At 65.0% G+C, this 16605-nt stretch carries 15 protein-coding genes; 2 read left to right on the forward strand and 13 right to left on the reverse strand.

Annotated elements, in window-relative coordinates; translation table 11 throughout:
- The 3 genes from FR728_RS16455 to FR728_RS16465 form a co-directional block, all read right to left on the reverse strand.
- On the reverse strand, positions 1-873 hold the full coding sequence (locus FR728_RS16455) for a branched-chain amino acid ABC transporter permease (protein WP_149893829.1): 873 nt from the start codon (positions 871-873) through the stop codon (positions 1-3).
- Between the two features lie 73 nt (positions 874-946).
- Complete coding sequence (locus tag FR728_RS16460) at positions 947-2182, reverse strand: ABC transporter substrate-binding protein (protein ID WP_149893830.1); 1236 nt, start codon at positions 2180-2182, stop codon at positions 947-949.
- Positions 2183-2246: 64 nt separating this feature from the next.
- Positions 2247-3092: a GntR family transcriptional regulator gene (locus tag FR728_RS16465; protein WP_149893831.1), complete on the reverse strand. Its 846-nt coding sequence runs from the start codon at positions 3090-3092 to the stop codon at positions 2247-2249.
- Positions 3093-3181: 89 nt separating this feature from the next.
- Between FR728_RS16465 and FR728_RS16470 the strand changes: the two genes are divergently transcribed.
- A complete protein-coding gene (locus FR728_RS16470; RefSeq protein ID WP_149893832.1) occupies positions 3182-3748 on the forward strand; it encodes a tautomerase family protein in 567 nt (188 codons plus the stop codon).
- A 31-nt stretch (positions 3749-3779) separates the two neighbouring features.
- On the opposite strand, the gene FR728_RS16475 is transcribed toward FR728_RS16470, so the two are convergent.
- From FR728_RS16475 to chvE, 9 genes are all read right to left on the reverse strand, one after another.
- Complete coding sequence (locus FR728_RS16475; RefSeq protein WP_149893833.1) at positions 3780-4640, reverse strand: SMP-30/gluconolactonase/LRE family protein; 861 nt, start codon at positions 4638-4640, stop codon at positions 3780-3782.
- A gap of 29 nt (positions 4641-4669) precedes the next feature.
- Entirely contained in the window at positions 4670-5275 is a 606-nt protein-coding gene (locus tag FR728_RS16480) for a 2-dehydro-3-deoxy-6-phosphogalactonate aldolase (protein WP_149893834.1), read from the reverse strand.
- Positions 5260-6228 carry a 2-dehydro-3-deoxygalactonokinase gene (locus FR728_RS16485; RefSeq protein ID WP_244304693.1) on the reverse strand — a complete coding sequence of 323 codons (969 nt, stop codon included), beginning with the start codon at positions 6226-6228 and terminating at the stop codon, positions 5260-5262. Before FR728_RS16485 ends, FR728_RS16480 begins: the two co-directional genes overlap by 16 nt.
- Before the next feature lie 13 nt (positions 6229-6241).
- A complete protein-coding gene (locus FR728_RS16490) occupies positions 6242-7180 on the reverse strand; it encodes a Gfo/Idh/MocA family protein (RefSeq protein ID WP_149893835.1) in 939 nt (312 codons plus the stop codon).
- 73 nt (positions 7181-7253) lie between these two features.
- A complete protein-coding gene (gene araD, locus FR728_RS16495) occupies positions 7254-8996 on the reverse strand; it encodes an L-arabinonate dehydratase (RefSeq protein WP_149893836.1) in 1743 nt (580 codons plus the stop codon).
- Positions 8997-9049: 53 nt separating this feature from the next.
- Positions 9050-10051, reverse strand: coding sequence for an AraD1 family protein (gene araD1, locus FR728_RS16500; protein ID WP_149893837.1), 1002 nt, complete (start codon positions 10049-10051; stop codon positions 9050-9052).
- 25 nt (positions 10052-10076) lie between these two features.
- Positions 10077-11321, reverse strand: coding sequence for a multiple monosaccharide ABC transporter permease (mmsB, locus tag FR728_RS16505; protein WP_149893838.1), 1245 nt, complete (start codon positions 11319-11321; stop codon positions 10077-10079).
- 11 nt (positions 11322-11332) lie between these two features.
- Positions 11333-12850 carry a multiple monosaccharide ABC transporter ATP-binding protein gene (mmsA, locus tag FR728_RS16510; RefSeq protein WP_149893839.1) on the reverse strand — a complete coding sequence of 506 codons (1518 nt, stop codon included), beginning with the start codon at positions 12848-12850 and terminating at the stop codon, positions 11333-11335.
- 219 nt (positions 12851-13069) lie between these two features.
- Entirely contained in the window at positions 13070-14131 is a 1062-nt protein-coding gene (chvE, locus tag FR728_RS16515; protein ID WP_149893840.1) for a multiple monosaccharide ABC transporter substrate-binding protein, read from the reverse strand.
- Positions 14132-14369: 238 nt separating this feature from the next.
- On the opposite strand from chvE, the gene FR728_RS16520 reads away from it, so the two are divergent.
- Positions 14370-15374 (forward strand): LysR family transcriptional regulator, encoded by a 1005-nt coding sequence (locus FR728_RS16520; protein WP_149893841.1) that lies wholly within the window; start codon positions 14370-14372, stop codon positions 15372-15374.
- 120 nt (positions 15375-15494) lie between these two features.
- On the opposite strand, the gene FR728_RS16525 is transcribed toward FR728_RS16520, so the two are convergent.
- Positions 15495-16496, reverse strand: a complete 1002-nt coding sequence (locus tag FR728_RS16525) for a PRC-barrel domain-containing protein (RefSeq protein WP_149893842.1) — start codon at positions 16494-16496, stop codon at positions 15495-15497.
- Between the last annotated feature and the right edge of the window lie 109 nt (positions 16497-16605).

The following is a 16605-nucleotide window of genomic DNA, read 5'->3' on the forward strand; positions in this document are numbered from 1 at the left end:
TTACACCTTGTGTCCGAGCAGGCCGGTCGGGCGGAAGATCAGCACGACGATGAAGATCAGGAAGATGCCGATCTGGCCGAGGCTCTCGCCGAGGAAGAGGCCGCCGAGAGCTTCGACCACACCGATGATCAGACCGCCGATGAGCGCACCGACGAAGGAACCCATGCCACCCAGCACCACGATGGTGAAGGCGACGAGCACGAAGCCCTGACCCACGTGGGGGCTGACGTAGTAGCTCGGCAGGAGCAGGCAGGCGGCGACGCCCAGGCAGGCGATGCCCAGACCGTAGCTCATGGCGAAGACGTGATTGACGTTGATGCCGACCAGGCGGGCGCCCTTGGGCTCCTTGGCGAGCGCGCGGATGGCGCGGCCGAGGTCGGTCTTGCTGATCACCAGCCAGAAGGCGGCGGCCGTGACTATGGCGCCGATGAAGGCATAGACCTTCGGCTGGGGCAAGAAGGTGCCGAAGATCTCGAACACCTCGAAGGAATAGGGGGTGTCGATGATCCGCGTGTCGGACTTGAAGACCATCAGGGCGAGGTTTTCGATGATGATCGACAGGCCCAGGGTGACGAGCAGGATGTTCTCGTCGCGGCCGTGGCTGGCCTTGGTGATGACCAGACGCTGCAGACCATAGCCGAGGGCGAACATCAGCGGCGGCACGATGAAGAGCGCCAGATAGGGATCGACCCCGAAGCTGACATTGAGGAAGAATACCGCATAGAGCGCCAGCATCAGCAGCGCGCCGTGGGCAAAGTTGATGATGTGCAATACGCCGTAGATGAGGGTCAGCCCGAGGGCGACCAGGGCATAGAGCGCACCCGTCGTCAGTCCGTTCAGCACGGACGGCAGGACGATCGCGAGATCTGGCATGGTCTTGTCGCTATCTGGAAGAGGGTGCCGCCGGGGTACGATGCCCCGGCGGTCATTTGTCTTGTGCGCGAAATCAGCCGCTGATCGGGAAGACCGGCTCGGCGGAGGCGAAGTCGGCCGGCGAGATCACCGCGATGTCGCCCTTCTGAACCTGCGTGATCACGGGGGCCGCGCCGGTGTTCTGGCCGTCGACCATCATGGTCTCGTTGTAGGGCATGAAGGACATGTCCAGGGTGGAGTTGGCCAGCGCGTCGTTGACGGCTTCCTTGTCCGTGGACCCGGCGCGCTCGATGGCGTCGACGAGGCCGAGGACCGCGTTGTAGGCCAGGAAGACTTCGTAGGTGTAGACGAGGCCCTTGGCTTCGGCTGCGGCCTTGCGCTGCAGGGCCACTTCGGACTTCGGGTTGAACCAGTGGTTGCAATCCATGATGAGGTCCGCAGCTTCCGGGAACTCGTTGACGAACTTGTAGTTCGACGCTGCGCCGCCAAGCACGGAGTAGATGCCCTTGGCCTCGATGCGCTGCTGGCGCATGGTGCGGGCGAGCAGCACATACTCATTGTAGTAGTTGGCCGGGATGATCAGGTCCGGCTTGTTGGACTTGATCTGCAGCACGATGTTGGTGAAGTCGCGGGTCGGGTTCGCGTGCTTGATGACGTCCTGAACCTCGATGCCGATGAGCGGCAGACGCTCGGCCAGCAGGTTTGCGGTGCCGGTGCCGAAGACGGATTCCTCATGGATGATCATGGCCGTCTTGGCGGGGGAGGCGGAGGCCTGGTTGATGGCGTTCAGGCCATCGACGGCAGACGCTGCGCAGGCGCCGTAGCCCGGGCTGAAGCGGAACGTGTTCTTCAGGCCGCGGTTGACGATGTTGTCGGCCACACCGACGTCCACCACGTGCGGGGTGTTGGACTTGGCGGCTTCCTGGGAGGTCGCCAGCGAGATTGCGGAAGAGTAGCCGGCGACGATGCCGGCGACGCCTGCGTCGACCATCTTGGTGACTTCGGCCGCGCCGATTTCCGGCTTGCCCTGGCTGTCGGCCAGAACGGCTTCGACCATGGCGCCGCCCATCGACTTGATGCCGCCGGCGGCGTTGATGTCGGCGATGGCCATCAGGGCGCCTTCACGGCACTGGGTGCCGGAGAAGGCGATGAAGCCGGACACCGGGTGAATCAGGCCGATCTTGACCGGAGCGGCCTGGGCCCGCAGCACTGCGGGAAAACCGGTGACACCGAGACCGAGGGCAGCTGCCCCGGTGGTGGCGAGAAACTGACGGCGGCCAAGGCCTCCGTTCTTCGAAATTCCTGTCATCTCAAATACCTCCCGATCTGGCTGCCGCGGCAGCGTCGGATTGACCCGGTTCCCCTGGTAGCTGTTATCCGCCCCCTGCCGGGATGGGGGCGGAGCTTGTTGTCGTCCAGCGGGCATCGCCGTCTTCGGTGATGCGACGCATGGACAATTCGAAATGGTAGAGATCCGGCCGGTAGAGGGCGCGGATGTATTCGACCGGACGCTCGTGGCGGTCGCGCACGACGCGGCGCACCTCGATCAGCGGATTTCCCGGGTGGGTCTCCAGGGCTGCGGCGACATCGGTGTCGGCCAGCGTTGCGGTGATGGTCTGACGGGCGGATTCGACCTCGACGCCCGCGCGCTCGAGAAGGTGCAGCAGCGGGATGCGGTTGAGGTCCTCGTGGTCGTAGTCGCGGCCGATATCGGCGGGAACATAGGTGACCAGATAGGACATGGGCTCGCCGTTGAGGCGACGTACGCGCACCGCGCGCTGCACCTCGTCGCCGGTGGCAAGGTCGAGGGCGTGGGCGATGTCCTCGCTGGCGGGCAGATAGGTGAACTCGAGCACCGTCGCCTCGGTGGACAGACCCATCAGCGAGACATTCTCCAGCCAGCCCTCGATGGAGGAGGTAACGGCCGGAGACGGCGGGCGCTGCAGAACCCGGGTTCCCCGGCCGCGCTCGCGGATCACCAGTCCGGCATCCGCAAGTTCGTTGAGGGCACGCTTGGCGGTGATGCGCGAGACGCCGAATTCGATGGAGAGATCCTGTTCGCTTGGCACGAGCTGGCCGGCAGCGAGATCCCCGCCATAGATCTGGTTGCGCAGGATGAGGAAGATCTGGTGGTAGAGCGGAACGGGCCCGGTCGGATTCAGGCGCGCCGCAGGAGCCTTGGCTCCCCCAGTGATGTCAGCCTGATTTCCGTTCGTCATCGGCGGCACTCTCCCCTTGGATGTTCAAATGGTATAACAGTATGCCATTATGTCAATTCCGATGGTTCCGGAAAAAACGGAGGGACGTCATGCCGGTGGTTCGGGTTCTGCTGATCGAGGGATATGGGGCGCAGGTGCGGCGCCGGTTGGGGCAGGCCCTGACGGATGCGGTGCGCCTGGTGATCGATGCGCCAAAGGATGCGGTGATCGTGGCCACAGAAGAGGTTGCGCCGGAGAATTACATGCGCGGCGGCGAGACCCGTCAGCCCGGCCGGGCGGTGGCCGATCCGGTGGAGGCGGTGCAGACGTTCCTGGGGCTGATGAGCGCGCGGGATCTGGCCGGAGCGCAGGCCTGTCTCGCCCCCGGGGCCGAAATGGTGTTTCCCGGCGGCCGGCGGTTCACCGCGCTGGCGGACATGGTCGCCTGGGGGGCGACCCGCTATGCGCAAATCGACAAGAGCTTCGAGGGGTTCGATGTCTCGATGGGAGCGGCGGGGCCTGTGGTGTCGTGCCGGGGAACCCTCTCGGGCGTGTGGACCGACGGCACGCCCTTTTCCGGCATCCGCTTCACCGACCGCTTCGAGTTGACGGCCGAGGGCCTGATCTCCGGCCAAGAGGTCTGGAACGATCTGGGAGAGGCGCGCGCCCCCGCGTGAGGGCGCGCAGCGGCATCAGAGTGTTGCGGCTTCAGAGCCTGACGGGGGTTTCCGCCAGACCGCGAATGCCCTCGCGCAGCACGAAGGTCTTGCCTGCATGGGGCTGGGCGGCGAGATCCTCGGCGCTCAGGCCTTCCTGTGCGGAGGTGCAATAGAGATCGGTGAGATCCGCACCGCCGAAGGCCGGGCAGGTGACATGGGCCGCCGGCAGGTCCAGGGTGCGCACGAACTTGCCGTCCCTGTCATAGGCTGCCAGACGGGAGGCCCCCCACTGGGCGTTCCAGAACAGACCTTCGGCGTCGATCACCGCGCCGTCCGGGTTCAGCCCTTCGGCCTTGAGATCGAGATAGATCTCGCGCTCCGCCACCGGCCAGCCGTCGCCATCGAGCTTCTGCCGCCAGACGAGCCCCAGGGCGGTATCCGAGAAGAAGGCTTCGGAGCCGTCGGGCAGGAAGCAGGTGGCATTGGGAATGGTGATGCCGCCGCAGAGCTGGCGCAACTCGCCCTTGTAGAGCCGCCAGTAGCTGCCAGCGCCGCTCTCGGCGGACTTGCCCATGGTGCCGATCCAGAAGCCGCCGTGGGGGTCGACCCGGCTGTCATTGGAGCGGGTGACCGGATTGTCGGCTTCGAGTGGCATGTAGGCCTCGCGGGCCCCCGTGTCCGCATCGAAAAGGGACAGGCCGCTCTCCGAGGCGATCAGCAGGCGCCGCTCATCGACGATGGCCGCGGCGGAGGCGTGTTCGCCCATGTCCCATTCCAGGGCCGTGTCGCCTTTTCGGCTCAGGAGCTTCCGGTTGATGATGTCAAACCAGAAGAGCTGCTGCCGCCCCGGGTGCCAGAGCGGCCCCTCTCCCAGAAAGCAGGCGCGGTCGTCGAAGATCTCTGCGGTCATGTCATTCCTCCCCGGTGGCCGTCTATCGCCTAGCCGACGGCCTTGTCATAGGCGGCGACCAGACTGGTTGCGCGGGCCTTGATGTCGTCCAGGCTGTAGCCGGGCTTGAACAGGTCCGAGCCGATGCCGAAGCCCCTGATGCCTGCGTCCAGCCACTCCTTCATGTTGTCCGGGCTGATGCCGCCGACCGCATAGCAGCGGGTGCCTGCGGGCAGGACGGCGCTGAGCGCCTTGAAGCCGCCGAGGCCGAGGACGGAGGAGGGGAAGAGCTTCAGCCCGTCCGCGCCCGCATGAAGGGCGGCGAAGGCTTCGGTCGGCGTCATGATGCCGGGATAGGAGAGCATGCCGGCGGCCTTGGTGGCACGGATCACCTCCACATTGGCATCGGGCGAGACGACCAGCGTGCCGCCGGCGTCCTTGACCGACTGGACCTGGGCGGTGGTCAGAACCGTGCCTGCGCCGATGGTGGCTTGCGCGCCGTATTTCGCGGCGATCCGGCCGATGCTGACGAGGGGATCGGGCGAGTTGAGTGGCACCTCGATGAGGGAGAAGCCGGCCTCGACGAGAATGTCGGCGACGTCGAGGGACTGCTCCGGGGTCAGGCCCCGCAGGATGGCGATCAGATTGCGGGCCATTCACCGGCCTCCTTCAGGGTGTGACAGGCGGCGGTGAGGCCGGCCAGGGTGGCGTCGGTGGTGTCCATCATCGCAGCATCCCTGCCGAAATGGCCGAGTGCCTGACGGTAGCGCGCGCCGAGCGGACCGGAGCCGATCAGTGCGACGGGCAGGTCTGCATCGGTCTCGGCAGCGGCGGTGAGTTCGGCGCCCAGCAACAGGCCCGAGAGATAGTCGAAGGCCTCGACGGGGGTGAACCCCTGCAGGAGCCCCCGGGCACGGATGGAGAAGAGATCGGCGGAGAGATTGCCGCGAAGGGCGCGCGCCCTGTCCAGCCCTTCGACGAATCGGGAGCCGGAGGTCTCGGACATGTCGGCGGCGGCCGCGAGCGAGTGGCGCAGCACCGAATGGCCGGAGAGAAGGGCGAACATCTCGCCGGTCATGTAGGTGCGGAAGGACAGGACCTGATCGTCCTTCAGTCGCGCCCATTTGGAATGGGTGCCGGGCAGGCAGAGCAGACCGTCGAAGCCGGGGTGTGCGGACAGGAAGCCGGCGATCTGGGTTTCCTCGCCGCGCATGACATCTGCCGGTTCCTGCTGGGCCAGACCGGGAAGGATGCGCAGGGCAAGGGCCGGGTCGGTGGCAGGCGCGCGCACCAGACCGGTCTCAGAAAGCGCCGGACCCGGAACCGGGCCGTAAGCTGCCTCGATCCACCCCTGACGGGCCCCGACCATGCCGCAGGCGATCATGGGTCTGGGGCCATCGGCGAGCCAGCCGGAGACCAGCTCGGCGAGTGCCTCTTCGAAGGCGTCGCGGGAGAGCTGGCCCATGCCCTTGTCGGAGGAGGCGCTGGCGATCGGACGGTCGTTTGCGTCCATGGCAAAGACACGCAGGCGACTGGTTCCCCAGTCGACCGCGATCCAGCTGATGGCACCTGGAATGACGGCGCTCCCGGCGGGAGCGCTCCGGGTCAAGGCTTGTGTCGGATCACTGCTCATCATGAAAGGCTTCGGTGGTCACCCGCTTGCCGAGCATGAATGCATCGGCCACGTGGACCAGGGGGGAGAGGTCGACATCGCTGCCGCGCGTGGCAAGCAGCTCTGCGAAATGGGCGTAGATGCCGTCGTATTCCGACGCAAGGGCTTCATCGGCCGAAACCGACTTGCCGTCGATCAGAACTGTCGCACCACCGTCCTGCAGGACGACCGTTCCGTCCTTGGTGACGATCTCGATGTCCCAGGTCTGCTTGCCGGTCTGGCGCCAGTCGAAGTCGGCCTTCAGGGTGAAGCCATCCGGACCCCTGAAGTCGATGTCGGCGGCAATCGGCGTCTCGCAGTTTTCCGGGAAGGTGAGTTCGGCGGCCGTGACATGCAGGTCGACGGGCATGATCTCGGTCAGGATCGACAGGGCGTTGATACCCGGATCGAAGACGCCGACGCCGCCGGCCTGCCAGATCCAGGCCTGACCGGGATGCCAGTGCTTCACGTCCTCGCGCCAGGTGATGCGGCCGGAAACCGGCGTGCGGGTGGAGAGCCAGTCCTTGACGCCGGCCACGCCCTTGGCATGGCGCGAGTGCCAGGTGGCATAGAGCACGCAGCCGTTTGCCTCGGCCAGGCGCATCAGGTCGTGCACTTCGGCCAGCGTTGCTCCGGGCGGCTTTTCGAGAAGCACGTCCTTCTTGTAGTCCAGCGCCAGACGGGCAAGCTCGTAGCGCACCTGCGGCGGAACGCAGAGCGCGACGGCCGTGATATCCGGCTGGGCTTTCAGCAGATCTTCCAGATCCTCGTAGGTCGGGACGTCCAGGCCGGACGCGCTGCGGCTGGCAACGGCGGCAAGGGTGAAGGCGTCGCTGCGGGCGATGGAGGGCAGGTGCTGGTCCTTGGCGATCTTGCCAAGGCCGACGATCGCGATCTTCGTGGCGGTCATGGGTCTCAGGATCCGGAATGGTTGACCCCTCCCCCGGGTGGGGGAGGGGAGCATCAGGGACTAGGTGCTAGCTTCAATGGGCTTCGCGGGCAACCGCATTGCCGCGACCTCCGCGCAGGAAGTCGAAATCGGCGCCTTCGTCGGCCCCCAGCACGTGGTCATAATAGAGGCTGGCATAGCCGGAGGTCGGCCGCTCGATGGTCGGCTGCCATTCGGCCAGACGCCGGTCGAGTTCTTCCTGCGGGATGTCGAGATGCAGGCGGCGGTTGGCCACGTCGACCTCGATCATGTCGCCGGACTTCACCACGGCCAGAGGACCGCCGACGGCGGCTTCCGGGGCCGTGTGCAGGATGACCGTGCCATAGGCGGTGCCGGACATGCGCGCATCGGAAATGCGGATCATGTCCTTGATGCCCTTGCGCAGGACCTTCGGGGGAAGGCCCATGTTGCCGACTTCGGCCATTCCCGGATAGCCGCGCGGGCCGCAGTTCTTCATGACCATGATGCAGGTCTCGTCAATGTCGAGAGCCTCGTCGTTGATGCGGGCCTTGTAGTCGTCGATGTCCTCGAAGACCACGGCGCGGCCCTTGTGCTGCATCAGGTGGGCCGAGGCGGCCGAGGGCTTGAGCACCGCGCCCTTGGGGGCCAGGTTGCCGCGCAGAACCGCGATGCCGCCGGAGGAGGTCAGGGCCTTGTCGGCCGGCAGGATGACGTCCTCGTTCCAGTTGCGGGCCGGGGCCACTTCTTCCGCGATGGACTTGCCCGAAACGGTGACCGCATCGCCATGGAGATGGCCGGCATCCAGCAGGTTCTTCAGCACCACGGGCAGGCCGCCGGCATAGAAGAACTCTTCCATCAGATACTTGCCCGAGGGCATGAGGTTGACGATCGTCGGGATGTCGCGGCCGAGCCGGTCCCAGTCGTCGAGGGTCAGGTCCACGCCGGCGCGGTTGGCCATGGCCAGCAGATGCACCACCGCGTTGGTGGACCCGCCGATGGCCGCATTGGTGCGGATGGCATTCTCGAAGGCCTGCCGGGTCATGATGTCGGAGGGCTTGAGATCCTCCTTGACCATGTCGACGATGCGGCGGCCGGTGAGATGGGCCATCACCCGGCGGCGGCTGTCGACGGCCGGGATGGCCGCGTTGCCGGAGAGCGCCATGCCGAGGGCTTCGGCCATGCAGGCCATGGAGGAGGCGGTGCCCATGGTGTTGCAGGAGCCGGGCGAGCGGGACATGGCCTGCTCTGCCTCCAGGAAGTCGTCGGTGGTCAGCTCGCCGGACTTCACCATCTCGGAGAACTGCCAGAGCGCGGTGCCGGAGCCGATGTCCTGACCGCGCCACTTGCCGTTGAGCATCGGGCCGCCGGTGACGGCGATGGCGGGAATGTCGACGGAGGCGGCGCCCATGAGCAGGGCCGGGGTGGTCTTGTCGCAGCCGACCATGAGCACGACCCCGTCGATGGGGTTGCCGCGCAGGGCCTCTTCCACGCCCATGGCGCAGAGGTTGCGGAACATCATCGCCGTGGGGCGGAGCGAGCTTTCACCGGGCGAGAACACCGGAAACTCGACCGGCAGGCCGCCGGCTTCGTAAATGCCGTGCTTCACCCGCTGGGCCAGATCGCGCAGATGGGCGTTGCAGGGGGTCAGCTCGGACCAGGTGTTGCAGATGCCGATGACGGGGCGGCCATCGAACAGGTCTGCCGGCAGGCCCTGATTGCGCATCCAGGACCGGTGATAGATCTGGTCCTTCTCGGTGCCTTCGAACCATTCCTGCGAGCGCAGACGGCGCGGCCATTGAGCTTTCTTGTGGGTCATGGATCTCTTCCGGAGAGAGGGCGGCGGAGGCATGGCTCCGCCTGCCGCACGTGTCAGAGGGTCTTCACCGTGGTCAGGTCTTCCGGGCCCTCCTTCGGGCGGAAGCTGAGGGTGTTCTTCAGGGGCAGGCCGAAGGGATCTGCGGAGATCTCGAAGATGTCGCCGTCCCGGGTCTGGATCTTGTCGGCGAAGGAGAGGGTCGCCGTGCCGAACATGTGCACGTGGACGTCGCCAGCCTTGCGGAACACGTCATACTTGAAGTGATGGTGTTCCAGATTGTTGAGGGAATAGGACATGTTCGCCTCGCCCGAGACGAAGGGCTTTTCCCAGAGGGTCTGGCCGTCGCGCAGGATTCGCGAGGTGCCCTCGATGTTCTGCGGCAGGTCGCCCACCAGGATCTCCGGGCCGAAGGCGGCCGGGCGCAGCTTGGAATGGGCGAGATAGAGGTAGTTCACCTTTTCCGTCACGTGGTCGGAGAACTCGTTCGCCAGGGCAAAGCCGATCCGGTAGGGGGTGCCATCGTCGCCGATCACGTAGATCCCGGCGATTTCCGGTTCCTCGCCGCCATCCTTGGCGAAGGTGGGGGAGACGAGGGCCGCACCCGTCGGCACGGCGCAATGGCCGTTGCCCTTGTAGAACCATTCCGGCTGGGCCCCGGCCTTGCCGTTCTCGGCCTTGCCGCCTTCCAGGCCGATCTGGAACATGCGCATGCTGTCGGTGATCTCGGCCTCGGCGTCCTTCGACTTCACATGCATGGAGTTGCGGGTGGAGGCGGAGCCGAGATGGGTGAGACCGGTGCCGGTGAGGTGCAGGTGCGCCGGATCCGGCGGCATGATCGGCAGCAGAAGGCGGCCTTCCTCGGCCGCTGCGGCAAGGTCCACGGCCTCGCCGACCCCGAGCTCGCCGATGCGGGCGGCAATGGACTTGCCCGAACGGATGCAGTCGAGAGCCAGGTCGTAGACCGACGCGACGCCGTTGACCACATAGGCCTCGGTGCCTTCTCGGGTGACGACGGCCGTCGTCCCGTCCGCACGCTTGATCTGGGAGAGAAGCATGTTCGTTTCCTCGTGAGACCGCGGATCAGGCGGACTTGTTCTTGTTGTAGACGTCGAAGATCACGGCGGCGAGAAGCACCAGGCCTTTGATCATCTGCTGGTAGTCGATGCCGATGCCCATGATCGACATGCCGTTGTTGAGCACGCCCATCAGGAAGGCGCCGACCACGGCGCCGATGATGGTGCCCACGCCGCCGGCGGTGGAGGCGCCACCGATGAAGACGGCGGCAATCACGTCCAGCTCCAGGCCGAAGCCGGCCTTGGGAGTTGCGGTGTTGAGGCGGGCGGCGAAGACGAGGCCGGCAGCTGCGGCCAGAACGCCCATGTTGGTGAAGGCCAGGAAAGTGAGCCGCTCGGTCTTGATGCCCGACAGCTTGGCGGCCTTCTGGTTGCCGCCGAGCGCATAGATGCGGCGGCCGACCGTGGTGCTTTCGGTGATGAAGGCATAGATCAGGGTGAGCACGCCCATGGTGATCAGCACGTTCGGCAGGCCGCGGAACTGGGCCAGCTTGAACATGATGAAGATGAGGGCGGCGGCGATGACCAGGGTGCGGCCCCAGAAGAGGGCAGCCGGATCTCCCTCGATGCCATAGGCCCGGTTCTGGTCACGCTGGCGCTTGCTGACCCAGATCACCAGGGCGGCGGCCACGACACCGGCCAGGAGGCTCAGGCCGTTGATCTTGCGGACGTCGAAGAGCTCTGCGAAGAAGGCGCCGATGCCGGCGGGCAGCACGTCCGGCACGAAGCCGTTGGCGATCAGCTGGAATTCCTTGGGGAAGGGGCCGACGGACTGGCCTTCGAGCAGCCAGAGCGACAGGCCGCGGAAGACGAGCATGCCGGCCAGCGTCACGATGAAGGACGGGATCTTCCAGTAGGCGACCCAGTAGCCCTGGGCCGCGCCGATGATGCCGCCGATGATGAGACAAGTCAGGATCGTCACGCCGGTGGACTGGCCGAGATCGACGGTCATCACGGCGGCGAGGGCGCCGATGAAGCCCATGACCGAGCCGACCGAGAGGTCGATGTTGCCCGAGACGATGACGATCAGCATACCGAGCGCCATGATGATGATGTAGGAGTTCTGCAGCAGCAGGTTGGTGATGTTGACGGCCTTCAGCAGGGTTCCGTCGGTCACCACCTGGAAGAAGACCATCACCACGATGAGGGCGAGAAGCAGTCCGTATTCCCGCAGGTGGGAGGACAGATAAGCTCCGAGGGAGCGGCCCTTGGTGGTCGTGTGGCCGGAGGCTTCACTGGTTGCGGAGTTCATGGTTCACTCTCTCATTCGTTCACGATGAGCGACATGATGCGCTCCTGGTTCGCCTCGGCCGCACTCAGCTCGCCGACCAGCTCCCCTTCGTTCATGACATAGATGCGATCGCACATGCCGAGCAGCTCGGGCATCTCGGACGAGATCATGATCACGCCCTTTCCTTCTGCCGCCAGCTCGTTGATGATCGTGTAGATTTCGTATTTGGCGCCCACGTCGATGCCGCGGGTCGGCTCGTCCAGGATCAGCACGTCCGGCTCGGTGAAGAGCCACTTGGCCAGGACCACCTTCTGCTGGTTGCCGCCGGACAGGTTCATCGCCTTCTGGAAGACGGACGGGGTGCGGATGGCCAGCGCCTCGCGGTAGCGCTCCGCCACGCGGGTTTCCTCGTTGCGCTTCAGAACGCCGCCCTTCGACACACCCTCGAGATTGGCGAGCGTGGTGTTGAAACGGATCGTTTCCTCCAGGATCAGCCCGAGGGTCTTGCGATCCTCGGTGACATAGGCGAGCCCCGAGCCGATGGCCCGGTCGACCGTGCTGACGTCGATGGGCTGGCCGCGCAGGGAGACCTGGCCCGAGATGTTGCGGCCGTAGGAGCGGCCGAAGATGGACATGGCCAGTTCGGTGCGGCCCGAGCCCATGAGGCCCGCGATGCCGACAACCTCGCCGGCGCGCACATTCATGGCCGCATCGCGGATGACCTGCCGGTCGGTGTGCTCCGGGTGCCAGACATTCCAGTCGCGGACCTCGAGCAGCATGTCGCCGGGCGTGCGGGCATGTTCGGGGTAGCGGTGGGTCATGTCGCGGCCCACCATGTGGCGCACGATCTCGTCCTCGCTGAGGCCCTCTTTTGCGTCCATGCTGTGCACGGTCATGCCGTCGCGGATCACGGTGACCCGGTCGGCGACGTAGCGCACCTCGTTCAGCTTGTGGGAGATGATGATGCAGGTGACCCCTTGCGCCTTCAGCTCCAGCATCAGGTCCAGCAGCTTGCGGCTGTCGTTTTCCTGAAGGGCGGCGGTGGGCTCGTCGAGGATCAGCAGCTTGACGTTCTTCGACAGGGCCTTGGCGATCTCGACGAGCTGCTGCTTGCCGACGCCGATGCTGTCCACCTTGGTGGTGGGCGGCTCGGACAGGCCGACCTTGGCCAGCAGCTCTTCCGTGCGCCGGTTGGTCTCGCGCCAGTCGATCACCCCGTTGCGGGCGCGCTCGTTGCCAAGGAAGATGTTCTCGGCAATGGAGAGCTGCGGCACGAGGGCCAGCTCCTGGTGAATGATGATGATGCCGCGCTCTTCCGTGTCGCGGATGTTGCGGAACTGAGCGGTCTCGCCTTGATAGACGATGTCGCCGTCATAGGTGCCGAAGGGATAGACCCCGGACAGCACCTTCATGAGGGTCGACTTGCCCGCACCGTTCTCGCCGCAGATTGCGTGGATTTCGCCTTCGTTCACCGTCAGATTGACGGTGTCGAGCGCCTTCACGCCCGGGAAGGTCTTGGTGATGCGGCGCATTTCCAAAATCGGGGTCATGATATGTGGTCTTCGCTTCCTGGCGCGGGCCAAGCCCTGCGCGGACCCGTCTGGTCCCGACCTGCCGAAAGGCGCCCGTGTCGTGTCCGGGGCATCTGCGGTCGGGAAGGGACGCGAGCCTCTCTTGCGTCTTGCGGAGAGGGCTCGCGTCAGTCGGCTGCATGAAGAAAAGAGGCGGGAGACCCGGGAGATCCCCCGCCGAGGCTTGGGAGAAAAGCCTTACTTGACCTGATCGGCGGTGTAGTAACCGCTGCCGACGAGGATCTTTTCCCAGTTGGAGGCGTCAACGGAGACGGGCTCCAGCAGGTAGGACGGAACGACCTTCACGCCATTGTCGTAGGTGGTGGTGTCGTTGATTTCCGGCTCGCCGCCGCCGAGAACGGCGTCAACCATGCCCACGGTGACGCGGGCCAGTTCGCGGGTGTCCTTGAAGACGGTGGAGTATTGCTCGCCCGCCAGGATGGACTTGACGGACGGAACTTCGGCGTCCTGACCGGAGACGATCGGCATCTTCATGTCGCCGGAGCCGTAGCCCACGCCCTTGAGGGAGGACAGGATGCCGATGGACAGGCCGTCATAGGGCGACAGAACGCCGTGGACCTGCTTGTCGGTGTAGTTGGCGGACAGAAGGTTGTCCATGCGGGCCTGGGCGACGGCACCGTCCCAGCGCAGGGTGCCGACCTTGTCCATGCCCATCTGGCCGGAAACGACGGCAACCTTGCCGGAATCGATCAGCGGCTGAAGGACGGACATGGCGCCGTTGTAGAAGAAGTAGGCGTTGTTGTCGTCCGGGGAGCCGCCGAAGAGTTCCACGTTCCAGGGGGACACGTCGGGGAAGCGCTCTTCCAGACCGGCCACCAGGGACGAGGCCTGCTGCACGCCGACCTTGAAGTTGTCGAAGGTGGCGTAATAGTCGACGTCGCCGCTGTCACGGATCAGGCGGTCATAGGCGATGACCTTGATGCCGGCTGCTGCGGCGTTTTCCAGCGCGTTGGACAGGGTGGTGCCGTCGATGGCGGCGATCACCAGAACGTCCACGCCCTTGGTGATCATGTTCTCGATCTGGGCGAGCTGGTTCGGGATGTCGTCTTCGGCATACTGCAGGTCGGTTTCATAGCCAGCGGCCTTGAACTGCTCGACCATGGAGTTGCCGTCGGAGATCCAGCGGGCAGACGACTTGGTGGGCATGGAGATGCCGACGAGGCCGTCAGCATAGGCAGAGACGCCTGCGAAAGACACAGAAAGAGCGAGAGCGGCAGCGGCCGCCTTGAGAAACTTCATGATTTCCTCCCATTGGACAGGGGCGACCGTCAAGGATCGCTTCCCTCGTGCTCCCATGCGCTGCCCCGTGTCCTCCTCGGGCCCGGTTCAGGCGCCTCAGCATCGGGTGCAGAGACAGCAACGTCAGGAACGGGCCGACGCTAGGAAAATTTTACATACCAAACAAATTCTATTTATGGATCATTGGATATCGCAAATGATATGATCTTCAGATCTTGTTCAGATTCCGGGAGGGGACATGCCGGCCAGCTGGGAACGGGAAATCGAGGGCCGCTATCTGAAGCGGGGCCTCCGGCTCAATCATCTGCGCCTGTTGCAGGTGCTGCGGCAGAGCGGTTCCCTGAGCCGCGCCGCCGACATTCTGGCGACATCGCAGCCCGCCGCCTCCCGTCTCCTGTCGGAGGCGGAACAGATCACGGGCGTGAAACTGGCGGAACGGTCCGGTCGCGGCATGATGCTGACCCTCTTCGGGGAGAGCCTGGCCGATCGCGCGCAGATGGTGCTGCGTGAGCTGGACGAGGCCGCGCGGGAGATCGAGAACCTCAAGACCGGCCTTACGGGCAGTGTCGCGGTGGGGGCGGTGACGGGGGCTGCCCTGGAATACGTGCTGCCCGCGATCCGGCAGACACGGGTGACCCATCCGGGCGTTCAGGTGCATGTGGAGGTCAACACGAGCGACCAGCTGACGCAGGCGCTCGATGCGGGGCGCATCGACTTCTTCATCGGGCGTGTGCCCGACACCGTGAACCCGAGGGCCTATGATGCGGAGTATCTGGATGAGGAGCCCATTGCGCTGGTGGCGAGGGCGGAGCATCCGCTGACCCGCCGCGACAGCGTGACCCTGGAGGATTGCACAGCCTTCGACTGGGTGATGCAGCCGGAAGGGTCGATGCTGCGGGTCGCGGTGGAGGGGTACATGCGCCGCAGGGGCATTGCCTATCCGGCCAAGGTGCTCAGCACCAGCTCGGTGCTGCTGATGCTGGTAGCGGTGAGCCAGAGCAATGCGGTGACGGCGGTGGCGCGGCCCGTGGCTGAATTCCTCGTTGCGAACCCCGCCCTTGCCGGGGCTGCGCGCTCGGGCCCGGGCGGCGCACTGGTGCCGCTGAAGGTGGAGCACGAGATCGCGCTCGCACCCTATTCGGTGGTGAAGCTGGCGGATCGCAGGCTCACCCCGGTGAGCCAGAACTTCCTCGACCTGCTCCAGTCCCTGTCCCGGCGGGGCAGGATGGGCGGTCTGGAGTGATCGGACGGCCTTGAGGGGTGCGCGCGTCCAGAACGGAAAAAGGCCCCGCCGGGTGGGACGGGACCTTTCTGCATCCGGGCCTGGGAGAGGGGCATTTATCTCCCTCAGACTCTGTCCGGATTACTTGTTTTCCGGCTCGACATATTCCGGAGCGTTGTTCAGCTCTTCCTCGGTGAGCATGGTCTTCACATAGAGGTCGTCGCCGTCCGCTTCACGGAAGATGGTGACCTTGGAGAAGTCGATGGAGACTTCCTTTTCACCGATACCGAGGAACCCGCCGGCATCCACCACAGCGGCTTCGATCTGGCCGTCAGCGGTCAGGATCACGTCGCCGACTTCACCGACGGAGTCGTAGGTGACGTCATAGACGGTGGCGCCGATCAGCTCGTCAGCTTCCAGGGTGCCGGTTTCCACGGCGACCTTGTCCTTCATCCATTCGGCTTCGGCAGAAGCGTCCGGGTTGCCGTTGACGTTGGCGTCGACTGCGGCAGCGGTCTTGTCCATTTCGCCTTCGACCTTCTCACCGGTCTCGGTCATGGAAGCCTTGGCGCTTTCATAGGCTTCGGCAGTGGACTTGGCAGCGCTGTCGTAGGTTTCCTTGGCGCCGTCCTTGATGGCGCTCAGGCTCATCCACTCCGGAACATAATCCGGACGGGAGTATTCTGCCGCACCTTCCAGCTCTTCCTTGGTCACGTCAGAAGTGACGCGGAACTCGTTGTCGCCGGTTTCGTGCATGGCCAGACGGTTGAAGTCGAGGGCCACGTCCTTCTCGCCGACACCGAGGAAGCCGCCAGCGCCGAGGATCACGGCCTGGATGGTGCCGTCTTCGCCGATGACGATGTCGTTGATGTCGCCGATCGAGTCGGCATCTTCAGCGGCGGAGGCATAGACATACTTGCCGATCAGGTTGGACGCGAGGTAGCCGCGGGTGGCTTCCTGAGCCAGGGTGCGGACCTCGAACACATAGAGGGACGGATCCTTCTTGGCGCCGGCCATGGTTTCGGTCTGCGCAGCCGGAGCCTGGGCATCCATCGGCTTCTTGGTATCCGTGGTGTCGGCTGCGAAGGCCGGAACGGACAGGGCAGTGACCAGAGCGGTGGTGGTGAGAATCTTGCGAAGCATGAGAAGTTCCTCCTGAGTTTGCTTTGCGACACCAAAGTCTTGGGGACGTCGGTGCGTCTGGTTGGAAAATGATCTCGCAAGTATCCGGTTCCGAGAGACTTCAAAAAAA

The organism is Roseibium aestuarii (assembly GCF_008477545.1).
Taxonomy (GTDB): Bacteria; Pseudomonadota; Alphaproteobacteria; order Rhizobiales; family Stappiaceae; genus Roseibium; species Roseibium aestuarii.